Here is an 18,403-nt window from a genome sequence, read left to right on the forward strand (position 1 = left end):
GGCTTGCCAAGGTTCGATGGGATTGATATAACAGCTGCGCTGTCGCAACCGTAGGGATTTTTCGGTGCGACGATAGAATTCTAGAGGGGATGATAGAGTGAATAAGTCACAACTGATCGACAAGATTGCCGCAGGTGCTGATATTTCCAAAGCGGCAGCTGGACGTGCTTTAGACGCAGTAATCGCTTCCGTTACCGACTCTCTGAAAGCAGGGGATGACGTGGCTCTGGTAGGTTTCGGTTCCTTCACCGTGCGTGAACGTTCGGCTCGTACCGGCCGTAACCCGCAGACCGGTAAAGAAATCAAGATCGCGGCAGCCAAAGTACCGGCCTTCCGTGCAGGGAAAGCGCTGAAAGACGCTGTAAACTGATTTGGCGTCTAACCGTTTAGCGTAACAGGGTTTTGTAATAAACAATCACCTGACGCAGCGGTGCTGGTAAGGTAAGATACAAGGCGCATCGGACTGATGCGCTTTTTTTATTTTTGTCGCAGGGAACGCGCCTGCACAAGGGTTGTTAATCCACATCACAGCGGAGTGTTGTCACACTATGATGGACAATTTACGCGCGGCTGCTAATCACGTCGTGCTCAAAATCATCCTGGCCCTGATCATCCTGTCATTCGTTCTGACCGGGGTGGGTAACTACCTGATCGGCGGCTCCGGCGATTATGCTGCGAAAGTAAATGGTCAGACGATCGAACGCGCTCAGCTGGAACAGGCTTTCCAGAGCGAACGCAGCCGCATGCAGCAGCAGTTGGGTGACCAGTTCTCCGCGCTGGCCGGCAACGAAGGCTACATGCAGCAGATGCGCCGTCAGGTGTTGTCCCAGTTGATCGACAACATGCTGCTCGACCAGTACGCCAAGAAGCTGGGCCTGGCGGTCAGCGACGATCAGATCAAGGACGCCATCCGCAAGGCGCCTTACTTCCAGACCAACGGCCAGTTCGATAACGCCAAATACCTCGACCTGATCGGCCGCATGGGCTATACCGCCGACAACTTCGCGCAGTCGATGCGCCAGCAGTTGGTCAATCAGCAGCTGATCCAGGCCTTCGGCGAATCCGGCTTCGTGCTGCCGTCCGAATCGCAAGCCATGGCGGCGCTGGTGCTGCAGGAGCGCGACGTGCGCCTGGCGACCATCGATCTGAAGGCGCTGCAGGCGAAACAGAGCGCCGGCGACGACGAACTGAAGGCGTATTACGATCAGAACAAAAACAGCTTCATCGCACCGGAGCAGGTGAAGGTGAGCTATATCCCGCTGGACGCCGCGTCCATGCAGGACAAGGTGAAAGTGAGCGAAGAGGACATCAGCGCTTACTACGACCAGCACAAGAGCAGCTACGGCCAGCCGGAGCGTAAAAACTACAGCGTGATCCAGCTGAAAACCGAGGCGGAAGCCAACGCGGCGCTGGATGAACTGAAGAAGGGCGCTGATTTCGCCACCCTGGCGAAAGAAAAATCCACCGACATCATTTCACGCCGCACCGGCGGCGAGCTGGGTTGGCTGGAGCCGGAAACCACCGCAGACGAGCTGAAGCAGGCCAACCTGACCGAGAAAGGGCAGTTGTCTGGCGTAGTGAAATCCTCCGTCGGTTACCTGATCGTGCGTTTGAACGACATCGAACCTGAGAAACTGAAGCCGCTGAGCGAAGTGCACGACGCTATCGCCAAGCAGGTGCAGCAGGAGAAAGCGGTAGACGCCTATTACGCGCTGCAGCAGAAGGTGAGCGAAGCGGCGACCAGCGATAACGAATCTCTGGCCTCGGCCGAAGAAGCGGCCGGCGTGAAAGCGGCGCAAAGCGACTGGTTCACCCGCGACAACATCCCTGCCGCGCTGAACTTCAAGCCGGTGGTGCAGGCGATCTTCGACGGCTCGCTGATCGGCGAGAACGGCGCGCCGGGCAGCAACTCCGACGTGATCACCGTAGACGGCGACCGCGCCTTCGTGGTGCGCGTGAGCGGCCACAAGCCGGAAGGCATTGAGCCGTTCGACCAGGTGAAGGATCGCGTAGCGGATCTGGTGAAACGCAACAAGGCGGTGCAGGAAGCGAAGCTGCAGGGCGAGAAGCTGCTGGTTGAGCTGAAGCAAGGCAAGGGCGATGAGGCGATGAAAGCCGCCGGCCTGAGCTTTGGCGCCGTGCAGAAGATGGCGCGCGCACCGGAAGACAGCCAGCTGGTGGAAAGCGTGTTCGCGCTGCCGCACCCGCAGGATGGTAAGCCGGTTTACGGCATGTCGCAGGATCGCCAGGACAACGTGGTGTTGATCGCACTCGATGCGGTGAAGCCAGGCACGCTGCCGGAAGACGAAATGAAAACCTTCGTCGGCAAGATGGAAGAGGGAGCGACCGGCGTCTCCTTCGATTCGCTGCTGGCGAGCCTGCGTAAAGAAGCCAAGATCAAAATGGGCGCCGCTGAGCAACAGCCGCAGTAATCGCCGCATTTTTCTGCAACGCAGTGCAACAAACAAAGGCCGCTTTCGCGGCCTTTTCCACATCTGGCATCCGCCGATTGCTGAATATCCCCCGCCGCGGCAAGGTAGCCGTGCTGTCACACACAAGGAGGATACAGCATGCAACATACAGAGAAAAAAACGCTTTCCGGTTACCGTCATCACGTTGCAGCCGCGCTGACCGCGCTGTTGTTATGTCTGGCCGCAGGGCCGGCCGCCGCGGCGGAAAAAGCCGAAGCGCCGGCGCCGATGCTTTCGGCCCCGGCGATCAACGGCGGGCAACCGGCGATAACCAAGGCGGCTGAAGAGGCGGCGGTCAGCATCAATCAGGCCACCGCCGAGCAGTTGGCCGCCGCCTTGAGCGGCGTCGGCCTGAAGAAGGCGGAAGGCATCGTGCGCTATCGCGAACAGAATGGGCCGTTCACTCAGGTGGAACAATTGCAGGAGGTGCCGGGCATCGGGCCGGCGCTGTTTGAGAAGAACCGCACCCGGCTGAAAATGTGATCCCGGTCGCGGCTGCGTGGCAAAATGCCGCTGAGGCCGTCACTCCTCTGCTACATTTTACAGGTCTTACCAGTTTGGCGCATTGACCAAACGGGCGAGGGAGCCAGCGCGGCTCCCTTTTTCTGTAATCACCAGGCAGGAGCGATCGTTCCCTATGCAAACCTTTATCAAAGTTCGCGGTTATCACCTTGATGTCTATCAGCACGTCAACAACGCCCGCTATCTGGAGTTTCTGGAAGAAGCGCGCTGGGAGTGGCTGGAGAACGAGGCCGGGTTCCGCTGGATGACGGAAAACAACATCGCTTTCATCGTGGTGAACATCAATATCAACTACCGCAGCCCGGCGGTATTGGGGGATAAGCTGCGTATCGACAGCCAGATGGTACAGCTCAATGGCAAGAGCGGGGTGCTGAGCCAAAAGGTAACGCAGGATCCGGCCGGGACGGTGGTGGCCGACGCGCTGCTGACTTTCGTGTGCGTCGATCTGAAAACGCAGCGGGCGCTGCCGATTGAAGGGGAGCTGCGCGAGCACCTGGAAGCGCTCACGCCAAGATAACATTCGCAATCAACTCACCGGCGGCAGGGGCTGCCGCCGTCACTGCCTCAGGCCAGACCGGCCTTCTGTTTCAACGCCGCCATCACTTCCGCCTGGTTGGCTCGATACTGCGTCAGGCCATTGGCGCGCAGGTTGCAGGCGGCGCATTCGCCGCAGCCGTCGCCCTTGATGCCGTTGTAGCAGGTCAGCGTATCCTGGCGCACGCGATCCAGCTGGTGGTAATAATCCGCCAACGCCCAGGTTTCAGCCTTGTTCAGCCACATCAGTGGCGTTTCGAAGCGGATATCGCGGGCGATGCCCAGCACTACCGCCTGGTTCAGCGCTTTGACGAACTCGTCGCGACAGTCCGGGTAGCCGGAGAAATCGGTTTCACACACGCCGGTGATCACCGCTTCCGCTTCCACCTGGTAAGCGTAGATCGCTGCCAGCGTCAGGAACAGGATGTTGCGGCCCGGCACGAAGGTGCTCGGCAGCGCGTTTTTCTGGTTGGGATCGTAGGCGGGAACCGGGATATTGTCGCGCGTCAGGCTACTGACGGCCAGCTCATTGAGCAGTGTGACGTCCAGCACCTTATGCGCTTTGGCGCCGAGAGCCACCGACAGCTCTTGAGCCACTTCAATTTCGGCGCGATGACGCTGGCCGTAATCGAACGTGACGCAGTGAACTTCGTCATATTGTTGCAATGCCTGGATCAGGCAGGTCGTAGAGTCTTGTCCACCGCTGAAAACGACAACCGCGCGCTTCATAAAATCACCTTTTTGGACTTTGGCCATTCCCGATACACATTCGGGCGGCAGAATAAAAATTGCGTTGCGGCGACAATAGTAGCAGAAAGGGCCGTCAGACGCAGGGCGGTTCGGTTCAGGCCGCTCCGTCGTCTACCGGCGGCGGCAGCCACGCCTGGCAAAAATCGAACCAGCCGTGGGCGGTCAGCGTCACGCCATGCATGCGCGGCGGCGCGCTGATCTGATACTGGTAGTGAAACAGCGGCGTGATGATGGCGGCGGCCATCAGCTGTTGATAATAGGCCTGCAGCCGCTCGAAGCGCGGTTGCTGCGCCTGCAACTGCTGGATCTGCCGCAACGTATCCTGTTGCTGCTGCCAGCGGCTTTCCGTCAGGATGCCGCGCCACAGCGTATCCTGCCGCAGCCAGCTCTCCAGCGTCGCCTCCGGCGCCTCGCCGATCAGGTTGTCCGCCAGCAGCAGGTCGGCCTGGGCGATCTGCGCCTCGCTTTGCCAGCGCTTGCCGGCATAGTAGCGCACCTCCAGCTCGCAGCCGTGCTGCGCCAGCAGCCGTTGCAGCGCGACCGTCACCGTTTCCAGCTCGACCGGCGGCCGATACAGCAGCGTCAGCCGCGCGGGCAGGGGGACGTCCTCCTCGATCCGTTGGCTGGGAATACGCCAGCCGGGCAGCATTTCATGGCTTGGGATGATCACGCTGTTGGGAATAGGCAAATGGCTCAGCAGGCCGGACTGCTGGATCAGCATCAGCAGTTTTTGCCCCTGGGCTTCGCTCAGCACGCCGTGGCGCAGGTTCAGCGCCAGGTAACACCAGCCCAGGCTCATGCTGCGCTGCACCGGCCGGGCCTGCGCCAAATCCTCTTGTTGGCCGATGGTGATGCGCACCGGATGCTGGCAGCTGGTGCCGGAACCGGCGGTGGGCAAATCGGGGGTGATCCAGTATTCGATGGTGTCCAGATACGGATGCTGCAGATGGTAACCGGCGTGCTGCTCCAGCCGCACCAGCTGCGGTTCATTCAATGCCAGTTTGAACGGACCGGCGCCGATGGCGGGCAGTTCCGGGTGCGTCATCAGACAAGGCAGTTCCGCCAACCGGTGGGCTAGCCAATAGTCCGGCAGGCGCAGATCGAACTGAAGGCACAGCGGATGCGGCAAACTGATGTTGGCGACGTTGGCCAGGCTGGGTTGGCTGCGCGGGTGGCGCTGCAGTTTTTCCAGCGTTTGCAGCAGCTGTTGGCCGGTTAACGGTTCGCCGTTGTGCCAGCGCAGCTGGCTGCGCAAAAAGAAGCGCCAGCGTAGGCCGTGCTCGCCAATCTGCCAGTGGTGCGCCAGATCGGGCTGTGGTTCCGGGTTGCCGGTCATCAGGCGCGTCAGCCCGGCGTGCAGGGTCGACACCAGATGTTGTTCGGCACGGCCGGTCAGCGTAAGCGGGTCGAGCGCCTCCAGCGTGCGGTAATAGGGAATGCGCAGCGTCGGGCTGCCGGCCTGCCATTGCCCGCCGAGGTGCGGGCTGAGCAGATCCTGCAGGTGCTGCGGATCGAGCTGCGCCATCTCCAACGCCCCCTGATGGTTGCCCTGTTGCAGCAGCTGTTGCAACAGCTGGGCGCGCAACTCATCCGGGGTTTTCAGGCAGTGCAGGCTGGCGCGTTTGCCGCGGCCCGGCTGCGAATGCCAGCTCAGCCAGCCCTGATCCTGCAACTGCTGCACCAGCGTGCGGGCGTGGCGTTCGCTGCAGTAGAACATCGCCGCCAGCTCGCCGATGGTCACGGCGACCGGCGCGCTGCCGAGCTGTTGGTACAGACGTTGATATTGGCTGAGACGGTGAACCAGGCGCATGAGCAGAAATCCGGAACAGTTTTCTCAAATTGTTCACTATTACTTCCGCAAATACCATCCCATACTGCACGGATTGTAATCGCGTTCACATCCAAGAGGTCTTTATGTATCGCCTGGCAGCTTTCGACATGGACGGCACGCTGTTGATGCCGGATCACCGGGTTGGCCCGGAAACGCTGGCGGTATTGAACCAGCTGGTGGAGCGGGAGATGGTGGTGACGTTCGCCACCGGGCGCCACTACCTCGATGCGCAACCGATCATGGCACAGCTGGGGTTGCAGGGCTATCTGATCACCGGCAACGGCACGCGGGTGTACGACAATCGAGGTCAACAGCTGCACGCCACCGATCTGCCGGCGGCGGTCGCCGAAGAGGTATTGCATCACCATTGGCGCACCAGCGCCAGTATGCACGTGTTTCGCGACGAAGGTTGGTTGACCGAATTTCCCGTGCCGGAAGAGATGCTGCGGGCGCATCACCTGAGCGGCTTTCGTTTTCAGCTGGCCGAGGTGCGCCGCCTGCCGGCGTTCGGCAACAGCAAGGTGTGCTTTGTTGCGCCGCACGAGGAATTGCTGGCGTTACAGCTGCAGCTGCGGGCGCAGCTGGGCGGCGAGGCCGATCTGTGCTTCTCCGCCTACGACTGCCTGGAAGTGTTGCCGCTCGGCTGCAACAAGGGCGCGGCGCTGGAGCGGCTGAGCCGCCATCTGGGGCTGACGATGGCCGACTGCATGGCGTTCGGCGACGCGATGAACGACAAAGAGATGCTGGGGGCGGTGGGGCATGGCGTGGTGATGGGCAACGCCCTGCCGCAGCTGAAATCCCTGTTGCCGCAGCTGCCGGTTATCGGCCATTGCCAACAGCAGGCGGTGGCCCACTATTTACAACATTGGCTGCGTTCACCTTGCCTCACCTATTCCCCCGAAGAATGAGGTTCTCCTTACAGCCGGCCGGGTATGACTACCCGGCTTTTTTTTATCCGGAGCCTGGCGTTATAAATCCGCCAGCTGCGCCAGATAGGGTTGCAGGTCGCCGATGTTGTTGCTGACCCACTCCGGGTTGTAGTAGGTATCCAGGTAACGTTCGCCGCTGTCGCACAGCAGGGTGACGATCGCCCCTTGCTCGCCGTTTTCCCGCATCTGTTTCGCCAGCTGCAGCGCACCCCAGACGTTGGTGCCGGTGGAAGCGCCAACCTTGCGGCCGAGCACGCCTTCCAGCCAGTGAATGGTGGCGACGCTGGCGGCGTCCGGCACCCGCAGCATGTTGTCGACCACCGATGGGATGAACGACGGCTCGGCGCGCGGGCGACCGATGCCTTCGATACGGCTGCCGCAGCTGCCGATCAGGGTGCGATCGCCGTGGTGGAAGCAGTCATAGAACACCGAGTTTTCCGGATCGACCACCGTCAATTGAGTGTCGTGCCCCTGATAGCGGATGTAGCGCCCCAGCGTGGCGGAGGTGCCGCCAGTGCCGGCGCTCATCACGATGTGCTTCGGCACCGGGAAGGGCTCGCGCGCCATCTGGCGGAAAATGCTGTCGGCGATATTGTTGTTGCCGCGCCAGTCGGTGGCGCGTTCGGCGTAGGTGAACTGATCCATATAGTGGCCGTTCAGCTCTTTCGCCAGCTGTTCGGAGGCGGCGTAGATCTGGGCGGCGTGATCGACGAAGTGACAGCGGCCGCCATAGAAGGCGATCTGCTCTACCTTGCGGCGCGCGGTGCAGGACGGCATCACCGCGATGAACGGCAGGCCGATCAGCCGCGCGAAGTAGGCTTCGGACACCGCCGTACTGCCGGAAGAGGCCTCGATGATGGTGGTGTTCTCGGTGATCCAGCCGTTGCACAGGCCATAAAGGAATAGCGAGCGGGCCAGGCGGTGTTTCAGGCTGCCTGTCGGGTGAGTGCTCTCATCTTTCAGGTACAGACAGATGCCGGGAAACGCCGGCAGATTCAGGCGGATCAGGTGCGTATCGGCGGAGCGCTGAAAATCCGCTTCTATTTCGCCGATAGCATATTTTACCCAAGAGTTTGTCATGATTTGGCCTCAGAATAGGGGGCAGGTTTATGGCGTAGCATAGCCTTTCGGCAGGAAAAAAGGATTGCCATTTTCCCTGTTTAATCGCCTAATGGGAGAAAAATTTTCTCCTGGTGTCCGCTATGTTAGATAAAACAGACCGTAAGCTGCTGTGCATGCTGCAGCAAGATTGCACCCAGTCGCTGCAGGCGTTGGCCGATGCGGTCAATTTGACCTCCACGCCGTGCTGGAAGCGTCTGAAGCGCCTGGAAGACGAAGGCTATATTCGCGGCCGGGTGGCCTTGCTGGATAACGAAAAGCTCGGGCTGGGGCTGACGGCGTTCGTGCTGATCAAGACCCAGCAGCACAGCAGCGAGTGGTATCAGGCGTTTGTACAGCTGACCAGCCAGATGCCCGAGGTGCTGGCGTTCTACCGTATGGCGGGAGAGTACGATTACCTGATGCAGGTCGAAGTGGCGGACATGAAAAGCTACGACGGCTTTTATAAGCGCCTGGTGAACGGCGTACCGGGCCTCATCGATGTCACCTCGAGCTTTGCCATGGAAAAAATCAAATACACCACCGCGCTGCCGGTGCCGGAGTGAAAAGTTCACCGGACGGGCGGGGCAACAGTGGTATCCTGCTCCGCTAAAGCAGAAAAAGAGACAAATCCCATAAAACCCTGGAATCAAACTGCGTGAGATTATTTGCACAAATCGGCTGGTACTTCCGCCGGGAGTGGCGCCGCTACCTGGGCGCGGTGGTATTGCTGATCGTCATCGCCATCCTGCAACTGCTGCCGCCTAAGCTGGTCGGCATTATCGTGGACGGCGTCACCGGAAAACAGATGTCTACCGGCGTGCTGATGGCCTGGCTTGGGCTGATGATCGGCACCGCGATCGTCGTTTACCTGCTGCGCTATGTGTGGCGGGTGCTGCTGTTCGGCGCCTCCTACCAGCTGGCGGTCGAGCTGCGGGAAAACTTTTACCGTCAGCTCAGCCGGCAAAACCCGGCGTTTTACCTGCGCCACCGCACCGGCGATCTGATGGCGCGCGCCACCAACGACGTGGACCGCGTGGTGTTCGCCGCCGGTGAAGGCGTGCTGACGCTGGTGGATTCGCTGGTGATGGGATTGGTGGTGCTGGTGGTGATGAGCACCCAAATCAGCTGGCAGCTGACGCTGCTGGCATTGATCCCGATGCCGCTGATGGCGATCGCCATCAAATATTACGGCGACCAGCTGCACCAGCGTTTTAAATCGGCGCAGGCGGCGTTTTCCAGCCTGAACGATCAGGCGCAGGAAAGCATGACCAGCATCCGCATGATCAAGGCCTTCGGGCTGGAAGATCACCAATCCAACCGTTTCGCCGAGGTGGCGGCGCAGACCGGTGCCAAAAACATGCACGTGGCGCGGGTGGATGCGCGCTTCGATCCGACCATTTATATCGCCATCGGCGCCTCCAATCTGCTGGCCATCGGCGGCGGCAGCTGGATGGTGGTGAACGGTTCGCTGACGCTCGGGCAACTGACCAGCTTTGTGATGTACCTCGGCCTGATGATCTGGCCGATGTTGGCGCTGGCCTGGATGTTCAACATTGTCGAGCGCGGCAGCGCGGCCTACGGCCGTATCCGCAGCCTGCTCGACGAGGCGCCGGCGGTGCAGGACGGCCCGCAGGCGTTGCCGGCCGGGCGCGGCGTGCTGGAGGTGGATATCCGCGCGTTCCACTATCCGGAAAATCTGCACCCGGCGCTGCATGACGTGGCGCTGACGCTGAAACCGGGGCAGATGCTGGGGCTGTGCGGGCCGACCGGGGCCGGCAAGTCGACGCTGCTGTCGCTGATCCAGCGTCAGTTCGACGTCGATGAAGGGCAGATCCGCTATCACGGTCTGCCGCTGCCGCAGGTCAAACTCGACGATTGGCGTTCAAGGCTGTCGGTAGTGAGCCAGACCCCGTTCCTGTTCTCCGATACCGTGGCGAACAATATCGCGCTGGGCCAGCCGGGGGCGACGCAGGCGCAGATCGAACAGGCGGCGCGGCTGGCCAGCGTCCATGAGGACATTCTGCGGTTGCCGCAGGGCTATGACACCGAGGTTGGCGAACGCGGCGTGATGCTGTCGGGCGGGCAGAAACAGCGCATCTCCATCGCGCGCGCGCTGCTGCTGGATGCGGAAATCCTGATCCTCGACGACGCGCTGTCGGCGGTGGACGGCCGTACCGAACATCAGATCCTGCACAACCTGCGCAGCTGGGGACAGGATCGCACGGTGATCATCAGTGCGCACCGGCTGTCGGCATTGACCGAAGCCAGCGAGATCCTGGTGATGCAGCACGGCGGCGTGGCGCAGCGCGGCGATCCGGCGTCGCTGGCTGCGCAGCCGGGCTGGTATCGCGATATGTACCGTTATCAACAGTTGGAAGCGGCGCTGGACGAAGCGCCGGAAAACGGTGAGGAGGCGTTGGCCGATGAATAAAGTGCAAAAGCTGTGGCCGACGCTGAAGCGGCTGCTGGCCTATGGCTCGCCGTACCGCAAACCGCTGGGGCTGGCGGTGCTGATGCTGTGGGTGGCGGCGGCGGCGGAAGTCGCCGGGCCGATCCTGGTGAGTTATTTTATCGATAACTACGTTGCCAAAGGGCAACTGCCGATGATGATCGTCGGCGGTCTGGCGGCGGCTTATATTCTCCTGGAGCTGTTGGCGGCGGCGCTGCACTACTTTCAGGCGCTGCTGTTCAACCGGGCGGCGGTGGGCGTGGTGCAACGGCTGCGCACCGACGTGATGGACGCTGCGCTGCGCCAGCCGCTCAGCGCTTTCGACACGCAACCGGTCGGTCAATTGATCTCGCGCGTTACCAACGACACCGAAGTGATCAAGGATCTGTACGTGATGGTGGTCTCCACCGTGCTGAAAAGCGCCGCGTTGATCGGCACCATGCTGGTGGCGATGTTCAGTCTCGACTGGCGCATGGCGCTGGTGGCCATCTGCATCTTCCCTGCGGTGTTTGTGGTGATGGGCATCTATCAATACTACAGCACGCCGATCGTGCGCCGGGTACGCAGTTATCTGGCGGACATCAACGATGGCTTCAACGAAGTGATCAACGGCATGGGCGTGATTCAGCAGTTCCGCCAGCAGGTGCGCTTCGGCGAGCGCATGAGCGCCGCCAGCCAGTCGCACTACCTGGCGCGCATGCAGACTCTGCGGCTCGACGGTTTCCTGTTGCGGCCGCTGCTCAGCCTGTTTTCGGCGCTGGTGCTGTGCGGCTTGCTGATGTTGTTCGGCTTCAGCGGTGAAGGCGTGATTGGCGTCGGCGTACTCTACGCTTTCATCAACTACCTGGGGCGCTTGAACGAACCGCTGATCGAGCTGACGTCACAGCAGTCGATTCTGCAGCAAGCGGTGGTAGCCGGCGAACGTATTTTCGAACTGATGGATCGCAGCCAGCAGAGTTACGGCGCCGACGATCGCCCGTTGGCCGGCGGGCGCATCGACATCACCGACCTGAGCTTCGCCTACCGTGCGGACAAAAAGGTGCTGCAGCATATTTCGCTGGCGGTACCTTCGCGCGGCTTTGTGGCGCTGGTCGGTCACACCGGCAGCGGCAAGAGCACGCTGGCCAACCTGCTGATGGGTTATTACCCGGTCAGCGAGGGGGAAGTGCGCCTCGACGGTCGCCCGCTTGCCAGCCTGTCGCATCGTACGCTGCGCCAGGGCGTGGCGATGGTGCAACAGGATCCGGTGGTGATCGCCGATTCGGTGCTGGCCAACGTCACACTGGGGCGCAACATCGATGAAGAGGCCGTTTGGCGGGCGCTGGAAACGGTGCAGCTGGCGGATCTGGTGCGCGGCTTCCCGCAGGGGATCCATACCCGACTGGGGGAACAGGGCAATAACCTGTCGGTCGGGCAGAAACAGCTGCTGGCGATGGCGCGAGTATTGGTGCAGGCACCGCAGATCCTGATCCTCGATGAGGCGACCGCCAATATTGACTCGGGCACTGAACAGGCGATTCAGCGGGCGCTGCGCGTGATCCGCGAGCACACTACGCTGGTGGTGATCGCCCACCGGCTGTCGACCATCGTCGACGCCGATTCCATTCTGGTGCTGCATCGCGGCCAGGCGGTGGAGCAGGGCAACCATCAGCAGCTGCTGGCGCAACAGGGACGCTACTACCAGATGTACCAACTGCAGCTGGCGGGCGAGCAGCTGGCGGAAGCGGTGCGTGAGGAGAGCCAACCCGCCTGAACATGGGCCGCGATCGCGGCCCATCTTTCTTCCTAACGCACCACCAGCAGGCAACTCGCCAGCGCCATGCCCTCTTTCTGCACTTTTTCGACGCGATGCGCACCAAATCAGTGCGCATTATTTAACCCATTCAAGGTATCGGTGCCGCGCTGCGTCGCGGCGGCATCCGCCTGCCCGCTAATCTTCTGAATCGCCATGGAAAATTAAATTTGGCACAGCCCTTGCTACATATGACGCGTACCAGGGGTGAGTTTGGGCTTAATTCGTGGAGGGGCAATATGAAGCTGGTGACCGTGGTAATCAAACCGTTCAAGTTGGAGGACGTGCGCGAGGCCCTGTCCTCCGTGGGCATTCAAGGGTTGACCGTAACCGAAGTGAAGGGCTTTGGCCGCCAGAAGGGGCATGCCGAGCTGTATCGCGGCGCCGAATATAACGTCAACTTCCTGCCCAAGGTCAAAATCGATATCGCCATCGCCGACGATCAGTTGGATGAAGTGGTTGATGTGATTAGCAAAGCCGCCTACACCGGAAAAATCGGCGACGGCAAAATTTTCGTTGCCGAGTTGCAACGCGTGATCCGCATTCGCACTGGCGAAACCGACGAATCGGCACTGTAACCGCGAACTCAGTTAAGTAATGGGGATGGATTGATAATGAAAAGACTGTTATCCATGTTGGGCCTGAGTTCGGTAACCCTGGTTCCTTCTTTGGCTCTGGCCGCCCCGGCGGTCGCCGATAAGGCCGACAACGCCTTTATGATGATCTGCACCGCGTTGGTGCTGTTCATGACGCTGCCGGGCATCGCGCTGTTTTACGGCGGCCTGCTGCGCGGCAAAAACGTGCTGTCGATGCTGACGCAGGTCACCGTTACCTTTGCGCTGGTCTGCGTACTGTGGGTGCTGTATGGCTACAGCCTGGCGTTCAGCGAGGGCAATGCGGTGTTCGGCGGGTTCGAAACCGCGATGCTGAAAGGCATCGGCATCGACAGCGTTACCGGCAGCATCAGCCAGATGATCCACGTCGCCTTCCAGGCCTCCTTCGCCTGCATTACCGTGGCGCTGGTGGTGGGGGGCTTCGCCGAGCGCATTCGCTTCTCGGCGGTGCTGATCTTCGCGATTGTGTGGTTCACCCTGTCTTATCTGCCGATCGCGCACATGGTGTGGGGCGGCGGCTACCTGGCCACCGACGGTGCATTGGACTTCGCCGGCGGCACCGTGGTGCACATTAACGCCGCCAGCGCCGGGCTGATCGGTGCCTACCTGATCGGCAAACGCGCCGGCTTCGGTAAAGAGGCGTTCAAACCGCACAACCTGCCGATGGTGTTTACCGGGGCGTCCATCCTGTATATCGGCTGGTTCGGCTTCAACGCCGGCTCCGCCAGTGCGGCTAACGGCATTGCGGCGCTGGCGTTCCTCAACACCGTCGTCGCCACCGCAGGCGCCATTCTGTCCTGGACCTTCGCCGAGTGGGTGTTGCGCGGCAAGCCTTCGCTGCTGGGCGCCTGCTCCGGCATGATCGCCGGACTGGTTGCGGTGACGCCGGCGGCGGGCACCGTGGGCGTGGGCGGGGCGTTGATCATCGGCCTGGTGGGCGGCGTCGCCGGCCTGTGGGGCGTGGTGACGCTGAAGAAATGGCTGAAGGTGGACGACACCTGCGACGTGTTCGGCGTGCACGGGGTGTGCGGAATCGTCGGCTGCCTGCTGACCGGCGTGTTCACCGCCTCTTCGCTGGGCGGCACCGGCTATGCCGAAGGGGTGACGATGGGCCATCAGGTCTGGATCCAGCTGGTGAGCGTGCTGATAACGTTGGTGTGGTCGAGCGTCGCCGCCTTTATCGCCTTCAAGATAGCGGGCGCCATGGTGGGGTTGAGAGTACCGGAAGAGCAGGAACGCGAAGGACTGGACGTCAACAGCCACGGCGAGAGCGCCTACAACCAGTAAGACTCGAAGCAGGGCAGTGCGCTAAACAGTAAAATAATGATGAAGCAAAAAGGGACGATGGAAACATCGCCCCTTTCTTTATGTCATGCCGCGGTTCAAGCGTCGCGCTGGCGAATCACCCCTTCCTGCACGGTAGTGGCGACCAGCACGCCGTCGCGGGTGTAGATCTGGCCGCGCACGAAACCGCGTGCGCCGGAAGCGGAAGAGCTCTCCACCGCGTACAGCAGCCAGTCATCCATGCGGAACGGACGGTGGAACCACATCGAGTGATCGATGGTAGCAACCTGCATCCCCGGCTCGAGGAAGCCGACGCCGTGCGGCTGCAGCGCCGTCGGCAGGAAGTTAAAGTCCGACGCGTAGCCCAGCAGATATTGGTGGATGCATTGATCGTCCGGCATGCTGCCGTTGGCGCGGAACCACACGTAGCGATGCGGTTCCTCCACGCTGCCTTTCAACGGGTTGTGGAATTTTACCGGGCGCATTTCAAGCGGCTTCTGGCCGATAAATTTATCGCGCACTTTTTCCGGCAGCATATGCGCCAGCTTCTGGGCGATCTCTGATTCGGACAGCAGCCCTTCCGGCGGCGGCACGTCCGGCATCTGGTTCTGGTGTTCGAAACCTTCTTCCGGGCTCTGGAAGGAGGCGGTCATATAGAAGATGGGTTTGCCGTGCTGAATGGCGCTGACGCGGCGTGCGCTGAAGCTGTTGCCGTCGCGCAGGGTTTCCACGTCGTAGACGATCGGCCTGCTGCTGTCGCCCGGACGCAGGAAGTAGCTGTGGAACGAATGCACGCTGCGCTCATCCGGCACCGTCTGTTTGGCGGCGTAGAGCGCCTGGCCAACCACCTGCCCGCCGAACACCTGGCGCAACCCCAGATCTTCACTCTGGCCGCGGAACAGCCCTTCTTCGATTTTCTCCAGATCCAGCAGATCGAGGAGGTTTTGCAATGCCTGGCTCATAAAATTGTTACCTTTCTAATAATCATTTTGTTCAGTGTGCGGAATATCACGGCGCGGCGTCAACATCCGGCGTTAAAGCGGTGATGAGAATGCTCTTAATAGTGAGCGTTTTCGGCGGGCTAAGTGATTAATAGGTGGGGTAAAGTGGATTTATCAGTGTTTTGTGCTAAGTTTAATGGGTGCGGTGGTTAAAGCCACCAACATGTTGATAATAAAAAAGGAGACCGATCCATGAAACTCTGGCAAATCGTAGGCGGTGCCGCGGCACTGACGATCACGCTGGCAGGATGCGCGCAAAAGAGTGCTGATGTGCCTACACAGACGGCCGGCAACCCGGCGGCTGCGCAAACGCAGATTCAGGGCCCGGCGGTGACAGGTTCGGTTAATATACGTCAGCGCATTGCGCTGCCGCCGGACGCCGTACTGACGGTCACCCTCTCTGACGCCTCGCTGGCGGATGCGCCGTCTAAAGTGATTGCACAGCGCGCGGTACGCACTGAAGGGCAACAGGCGCCGTTCAGCTTTACGCTGCCGTATAACCCGTCCGACATTCAACCGAATGCGCGCATCATTCTGAGCGCGGCGGTGACGGTCAACGGGCGACTGATGTTTATTACCGACACCATCCAGGAAGTGGTCAATCGCAACGGCACCCGTGCCGATCTGTTGCTGGTTCCGGTTCAGGGTGTGCCGATTCAGGCTGCGCCAACCGCCATGCAGTAATCTTACTGCGGTACAGCAAGATGAAATCAACAGCCTTTGCGCTTCGGCCAAAGGCTGTTTTGTTTTACCAGCGCCAGCCGTAGCGATCGAAATCGACCGTGCTGTGCGGGCCGAAAATGATGCCCTCCGCCAGCAAGGCCTGCCGCTGCCGTTGAAAATCCTCCCCCTGCTGCGAGATCTGGCCGTGGCGGTTGATCACCCGGTGCCAGGGCAGGGTGCTGCCTTCCGGCAAACGGCGCAGTACGCCGCCGACCTGACGCGCGGCGCGCGGTGAACCGGCCAGCCGGGCGACTTCGCCGTAGGTGGTGACTTTGCCGTAAGGAATGGCGGCCACGACATGGAATACCCGCTGGCTGAAAGAGGCATCTTCTGGTTGCATGTTGCTGTTCCTGCGCGAATCAAAATCCAGGCGAAGAGTGTGCCACAATGCAGGTGGGCAAGAAAACAGCGGTTGGCCCCGGTTGGCTTGCTATTTGGTGGGGCATCGCCGATAATGCCCACCGCTTCGGAGTACAGAAGCCGTCAATGGGGGCTCTGTTGGTTCTCCCGCAACACTAACTTGTGAACTCGGTCAGGTCCGGAAGGAAGCAGCCGCAGCAGGTGACGTGTGTGCCGGGATGTAGCTGGCAGGGCCCCCACCCATTTGAGCTTCTGCTCGTTGTCTGTTCCTCGTGAATCGCTTCATTTCTCCATGCCCTTTTCCGCCTGGCAGTGAGCGTGCGTTACTTTCCGCCGTTGCCTCCGGCACTTTCCAGATAATGAATGAGTGGCTATTAGGCGAGAGCATATTGGGGCACAGTGACATAACACGCCCTATTTAAAAGAAAATTGTTTCTATTCATTATTACTGGCGAGCGGGAACGTAAATGACATTTTGTTGTCAATAGGAAAAATACGTATTCAGTTTTGACATTGAGGCCGATAAAGGCATCGGCTCAACGCGTTGGGGGCTGATTATCTGACATATTTCCAAACGGAGGTGGGGATTTTGTCATACAGTTTGTTCATGGTGAGCTCTGCCAGACGGTGATCGGCGGCTGAGTAAAACAGCTCCAGTTCATCATCGGAAAGCTCGTACTTATTTTTCTCGATAACACGTTCGAGAGTATCAATCGTGGTGCATTTACGTAAACGCATCAGATAGTCGGTTTTAGTCATGATGGCCTTTTAGTTTAATAACCGTAAAATAGCTCGGGAATAATTATCCCCTAAGTTTTCATTGTCGTACAGATGTCCTCTCCTGAGAACATTCTGAATAATCTCGCCTTGGTTTTTTGCCAACGGCGCAGGTCGGAATCATTGATACCGTAGCTGCTGAACAACGTATAGGTATCGTCGAGATATTCTTCGACTAACTCCGACAGGTCGGATTCGTCCATGTATTTAATTTTATAGCTCATCACAAACGAAGCGATATGTTCAATCAACTCATTCAGCTGCAGGTTGACGGAAGATGTCGGATCGTTAACCCAGCCATGGTGGCTATCTCCCAGGGTGGCGATACCTTCATCATACAAATTTTCGCACAAGAATTTGAGCTGAGCAATATCGTGTCGCTTAGGCGAATACTCATCCATATCATCCCCTCCGTAAGTCTTAATTGCGGTGTGATAACACTATGTGAGTAAGCTGATTTACATCATGAACGGAGGCAGCTTAACGGTGGTTAAATAAACTTCCCGTAAAATTAATATAAATCATTTTTTCGCGTTTGGCCTGCAGTTATTACGTAAACTTACAATTCATCCGCAGTTGATGGCCGCGAGTTATCAATGATGTCGAAGATTAAACCCCGCTCTGTCACACTGAACCGGACGCTATCGCTGAGAGTGTCTTCGCTATTGATATCCAGGCAGGCATTAAAAATTCCCCACTTATAGCGATAACGCATTGAATAATCGCTCTCGCTTTGTCGCACTATATCAAGTATTTCTAATGAATCTTCGGCGTAACGTGCGCTTTCGGAATAAAAATCGAGTCCGCTGGTCAGCGCAGGTACTAACTCCGCAATATTGTCATTAATCACTTTCTTTAATTCTTTAACAGAAAGTGCGTTGACGTCCAGGTTACAGGCAAGGGTAACACGCATTAATCTTGGCCAACAGCAATGTTATCCGCATATCTTACTCCTTTTCTGCTCTCGTCGGTAAAATTTTCGATTTACTTCGGTTTTTTACCTTAAAACAACATTTGCGCAGAATGGGAATATCCCTGTTTTTGATATGGATGACAGTGGCGGAGGGCGGTGTCTCGTCGGTTGTTACGTTCCGTTGCATTAATGGGCACGGTAGGACTTGAGGCGCCAGGGTGATTGTGATGTTATATTATAACCATTAACTCACCTTGCTGGCCACGACATTGACCCCCACTTCGCAAGATGACGCCGTGCCGTCACTGAATTCACTGTTTACCACTTCCGCTGCTGTGCGTTGTGCGGGTGC

19 protein-coding genes and 1 other RNA gene are annotated in these 18,403 nt (G+C 59.2%); 12 read left to right on the top strand and 8 right to left on the bottom strand.

Annotated features, from left to right (window positions below):
- Positions 1-97 precede the first annotated feature (97 nt).
- The 4 genes from hupB to AC6BYQ_RS10845 all read left to right on the top strand — a co-directional run bounded on the left by hupB (position 98) and on the right by AC6BYQ_RS10845 (position 3,510).
- Positions 98-370 carry a nucleoid-associated protein HU-beta gene (hupB, locus tag AC6BYQ_RS10830; RefSeq protein ID WP_004940351.1) on the top strand — a complete coding sequence of 91 codons (273 nt, stop codon included), beginning with the start codon at positions 98-100 and terminating at the stop codon, positions 368-370.
- 178 nt (positions 371-548) lie between these two features.
- Positions 549-2,432: a peptidylprolyl isomerase gene (gene ppiD, locus AC6BYQ_RS10835; RefSeq protein WP_074055225.1), complete on the top strand. Its 1,884-nt coding sequence runs from the start codon at positions 549-551 to the stop codon at positions 2,430-2,432.
- A gap of 138 nt (positions 2,433-2,570) precedes the next feature.
- Positions 2,571-2,954, top strand: a complete 384-nt coding sequence (locus AC6BYQ_RS10840) for a ComEA family DNA-binding protein (RefSeq protein ID WP_498056861.1) — start codon at positions 2,571-2,573, stop codon at positions 2,952-2,954.
- A gap of 154 nt (positions 2,955-3,108) precedes the next feature.
- Positions 3,109-3,510, top strand: a complete 402-nt coding sequence (locus AC6BYQ_RS10845; protein ID WP_019454186.1) for an acyl-CoA thioesterase — start codon at positions 3,109-3,111, stop codon at positions 3,508-3,510.
- 47 nt (positions 3,511-3,557) lie between these two features.
- Here the strand turns inward: AC6BYQ_RS10845 and queC are convergent, their stop codons facing one another.
- Positions 3,558-4,256 (bottom strand): 7-cyano-7-deazaguanine synthase QueC, encoded by a 699-nt coding sequence (queC, locus tag AC6BYQ_RS10850; protein WP_063919579.1) that lies wholly within the window; start codon positions 4,254-4,256, stop codon positions 3,558-3,560.
- 115 nt (positions 4,257-4,371) lie between these two features.
- The gene (locus AC6BYQ_RS10855) at positions 4,372-6,087 is read right to left on the bottom strand and encodes an SgrR family transcriptional regulator (RefSeq protein ID WP_498056862.1); all 1,716 of its coding nucleotides are present in this window, start codon (positions 6,085-6,087) and stop codon (positions 4,372-4,374) included.
- A gap of 104 nt (positions 6,088-6,191) precedes the next feature.
- Between AC6BYQ_RS10855 and cof the strand changes: the two genes are divergently transcribed.
- Positions 6,192-7,016, top strand: coding sequence for an HMP-PP phosphatase (gene cof, locus AC6BYQ_RS10860; protein ID WP_019454183.1), 825 nt, complete (start codon positions 6,192-6,194; stop codon positions 7,014-7,016).
- Between the two features lie 60 nt (positions 7,017-7,076).
- Here the strand turns inward: cof and AC6BYQ_RS10865 are convergent, their stop codons facing one another.
- Positions 7,077-8,117 carry a PLP-dependent cysteine synthase family protein gene (locus tag AC6BYQ_RS10865; RefSeq protein ID WP_004940335.1) on the bottom strand — a complete coding sequence of 347 codons (1,041 nt, stop codon included), beginning with the start codon at positions 8,115-8,117 and terminating at the stop codon, positions 7,077-7,079.
- A gap of 122 nt (positions 8,118-8,239) precedes the next feature.
- On the opposite strand from AC6BYQ_RS10865, the gene AC6BYQ_RS10870 reads away from it, so the two are divergent.
- From AC6BYQ_RS10870 to amtB, 5 genes are all read left to right on the top strand, one after another.
- On the top strand, positions 8,240-8,701 hold the full coding sequence (locus AC6BYQ_RS10870) for an Lrp/AsnC family transcriptional regulator (protein WP_004940330.1): 462 nt from the start codon (positions 8,240-8,242) through the stop codon (positions 8,699-8,701).
- A 92-nt stretch (positions 8,702-8,793) separates the two neighbouring features.
- The gene (gene smdA / locus AC6BYQ_RS10875; protein ID WP_211129840.1) at positions 8,794-10,569 is read left to right on the top strand and encodes a multidrug efflux ABC transporter permease/ATP-binding subunit SmdA; all 1,776 of its coding nucleotides are present in this window, start codon (positions 8,794-8,796) and stop codon (positions 10,567-10,569) included.
- Positions 10,562-12,340: a multidrug efflux ABC transporter permease/ATP-binding subunit SmdB gene (gene smdB / locus AC6BYQ_RS10880; RefSeq protein ID WP_019454180.1), complete on the top strand. Its 1,779-nt coding sequence runs from the start codon at positions 10,562-10,564 to the stop codon at positions 12,338-12,340. Before smdA ends, smdB begins: the two co-directional genes overlap by 8 nt.
- 278 nt (positions 12,341-12,618) lie before the next feature.
- Complete coding sequence (glnK, locus tag AC6BYQ_RS10885) at positions 12,619-12,957, top strand: P-II family nitrogen regulator (RefSeq protein WP_004940327.1); 339 nt, start codon at positions 12,619-12,621, stop codon at positions 12,955-12,957.
- Between the two features lie 36 nt (positions 12,958-12,993).
- The gene (amtB, locus tag AC6BYQ_RS10890) at positions 12,994-14,280 is read left to right on the top strand and encodes an ammonium transporter AmtB (RefSeq protein WP_019454179.1); all 1,287 of its coding nucleotides are present in this window, start codon (positions 12,994-12,996) and stop codon (positions 14,278-14,280) included.
- 95 nt (positions 14,281-14,375) lie between these two features.
- Here the strand turns inward: amtB and tesB are convergent, their stop codons facing one another.
- Positions 14,376-15,239, bottom strand: coding sequence for an acyl-CoA thioesterase II (gene tesB / locus AC6BYQ_RS10895; protein ID WP_019454178.1), 864 nt, complete (start codon positions 15,237-15,239; stop codon positions 14,376-14,378).
- A 231-nt stretch (positions 15,240-15,470) separates the two neighbouring features.
- On the opposite strand from tesB, the gene AC6BYQ_RS10900 reads away from it, so the two are divergent.
- Positions 15,471-15,962 (top strand): YbaY family lipoprotein, encoded by a 492-nt coding sequence (locus AC6BYQ_RS10900; RefSeq protein WP_004940318.1) that lies wholly within the window; start codon positions 15,471-15,473, stop codon positions 15,960-15,962.
- Positions 15,963-16,026: 64 nt separating this feature from the next.
- Here the strand turns inward: AC6BYQ_RS10900 and AC6BYQ_RS10905 are convergent, their stop codons facing one another.
- Positions 16,027-16,341: an MGMT family protein gene (locus AC6BYQ_RS10905; RefSeq protein ID WP_019454177.1), complete on the bottom strand. Its 315-nt coding sequence runs from the start codon at positions 16,339-16,341 to the stop codon at positions 16,027-16,029.
- A gap of 156 nt (positions 16,342-16,497) precedes the next feature.
- On the opposite strand from AC6BYQ_RS10905, the gene ffs reads away from it, so the two are divergent.
- Positions 16,498-16,594: signal recognition particle sRNA small type (ffs, locus tag AC6BYQ_RS10910), an RNA gene on the top strand.
- Between the two features lie 322 nt (positions 16,595-16,916).
- On the opposite strand, the gene hha is transcribed toward ffs, so the two are convergent.
- The 3 genes from hha to AC6BYQ_RS10925 all read right to left on the bottom strand — a co-directional run bounded on the left by hha (position 16,917) and on the right by AC6BYQ_RS10925 (position 18,051).
- Positions 16,917-17,120, bottom strand: a complete 204-nt coding sequence (gene hha / locus AC6BYQ_RS10915; protein ID WP_004940313.1) for a hemolysin expression-modulating protein Hha — start codon at positions 17,118-17,120, stop codon at positions 16,917-16,919.
- A 50-nt stretch (positions 17,121-17,170) separates the two neighbouring features.
- Positions 17,171-17,539, bottom strand: a complete 369-nt coding sequence (gene tomB, locus AC6BYQ_RS10920; protein WP_004940312.1) for an Hha toxicity modulator TomB — start codon at positions 17,537-17,539, stop codon at positions 17,171-17,173.
- Positions 17,540-17,697: 158 nt separating this feature from the next.
- Positions 17,698-18,051: a hypothetical protein gene (locus tag AC6BYQ_RS10925; RefSeq protein ID WP_019454176.1), complete on the bottom strand. Its 354-nt coding sequence runs from the start codon at positions 18,049-18,051 to the stop codon at positions 17,698-17,700.
- Positions 18,052-18,403: the final 352 nt, after the last annotated feature.

It is taken from the genome of Serratia sp. LTN-2, assembly GCF_059740205.1.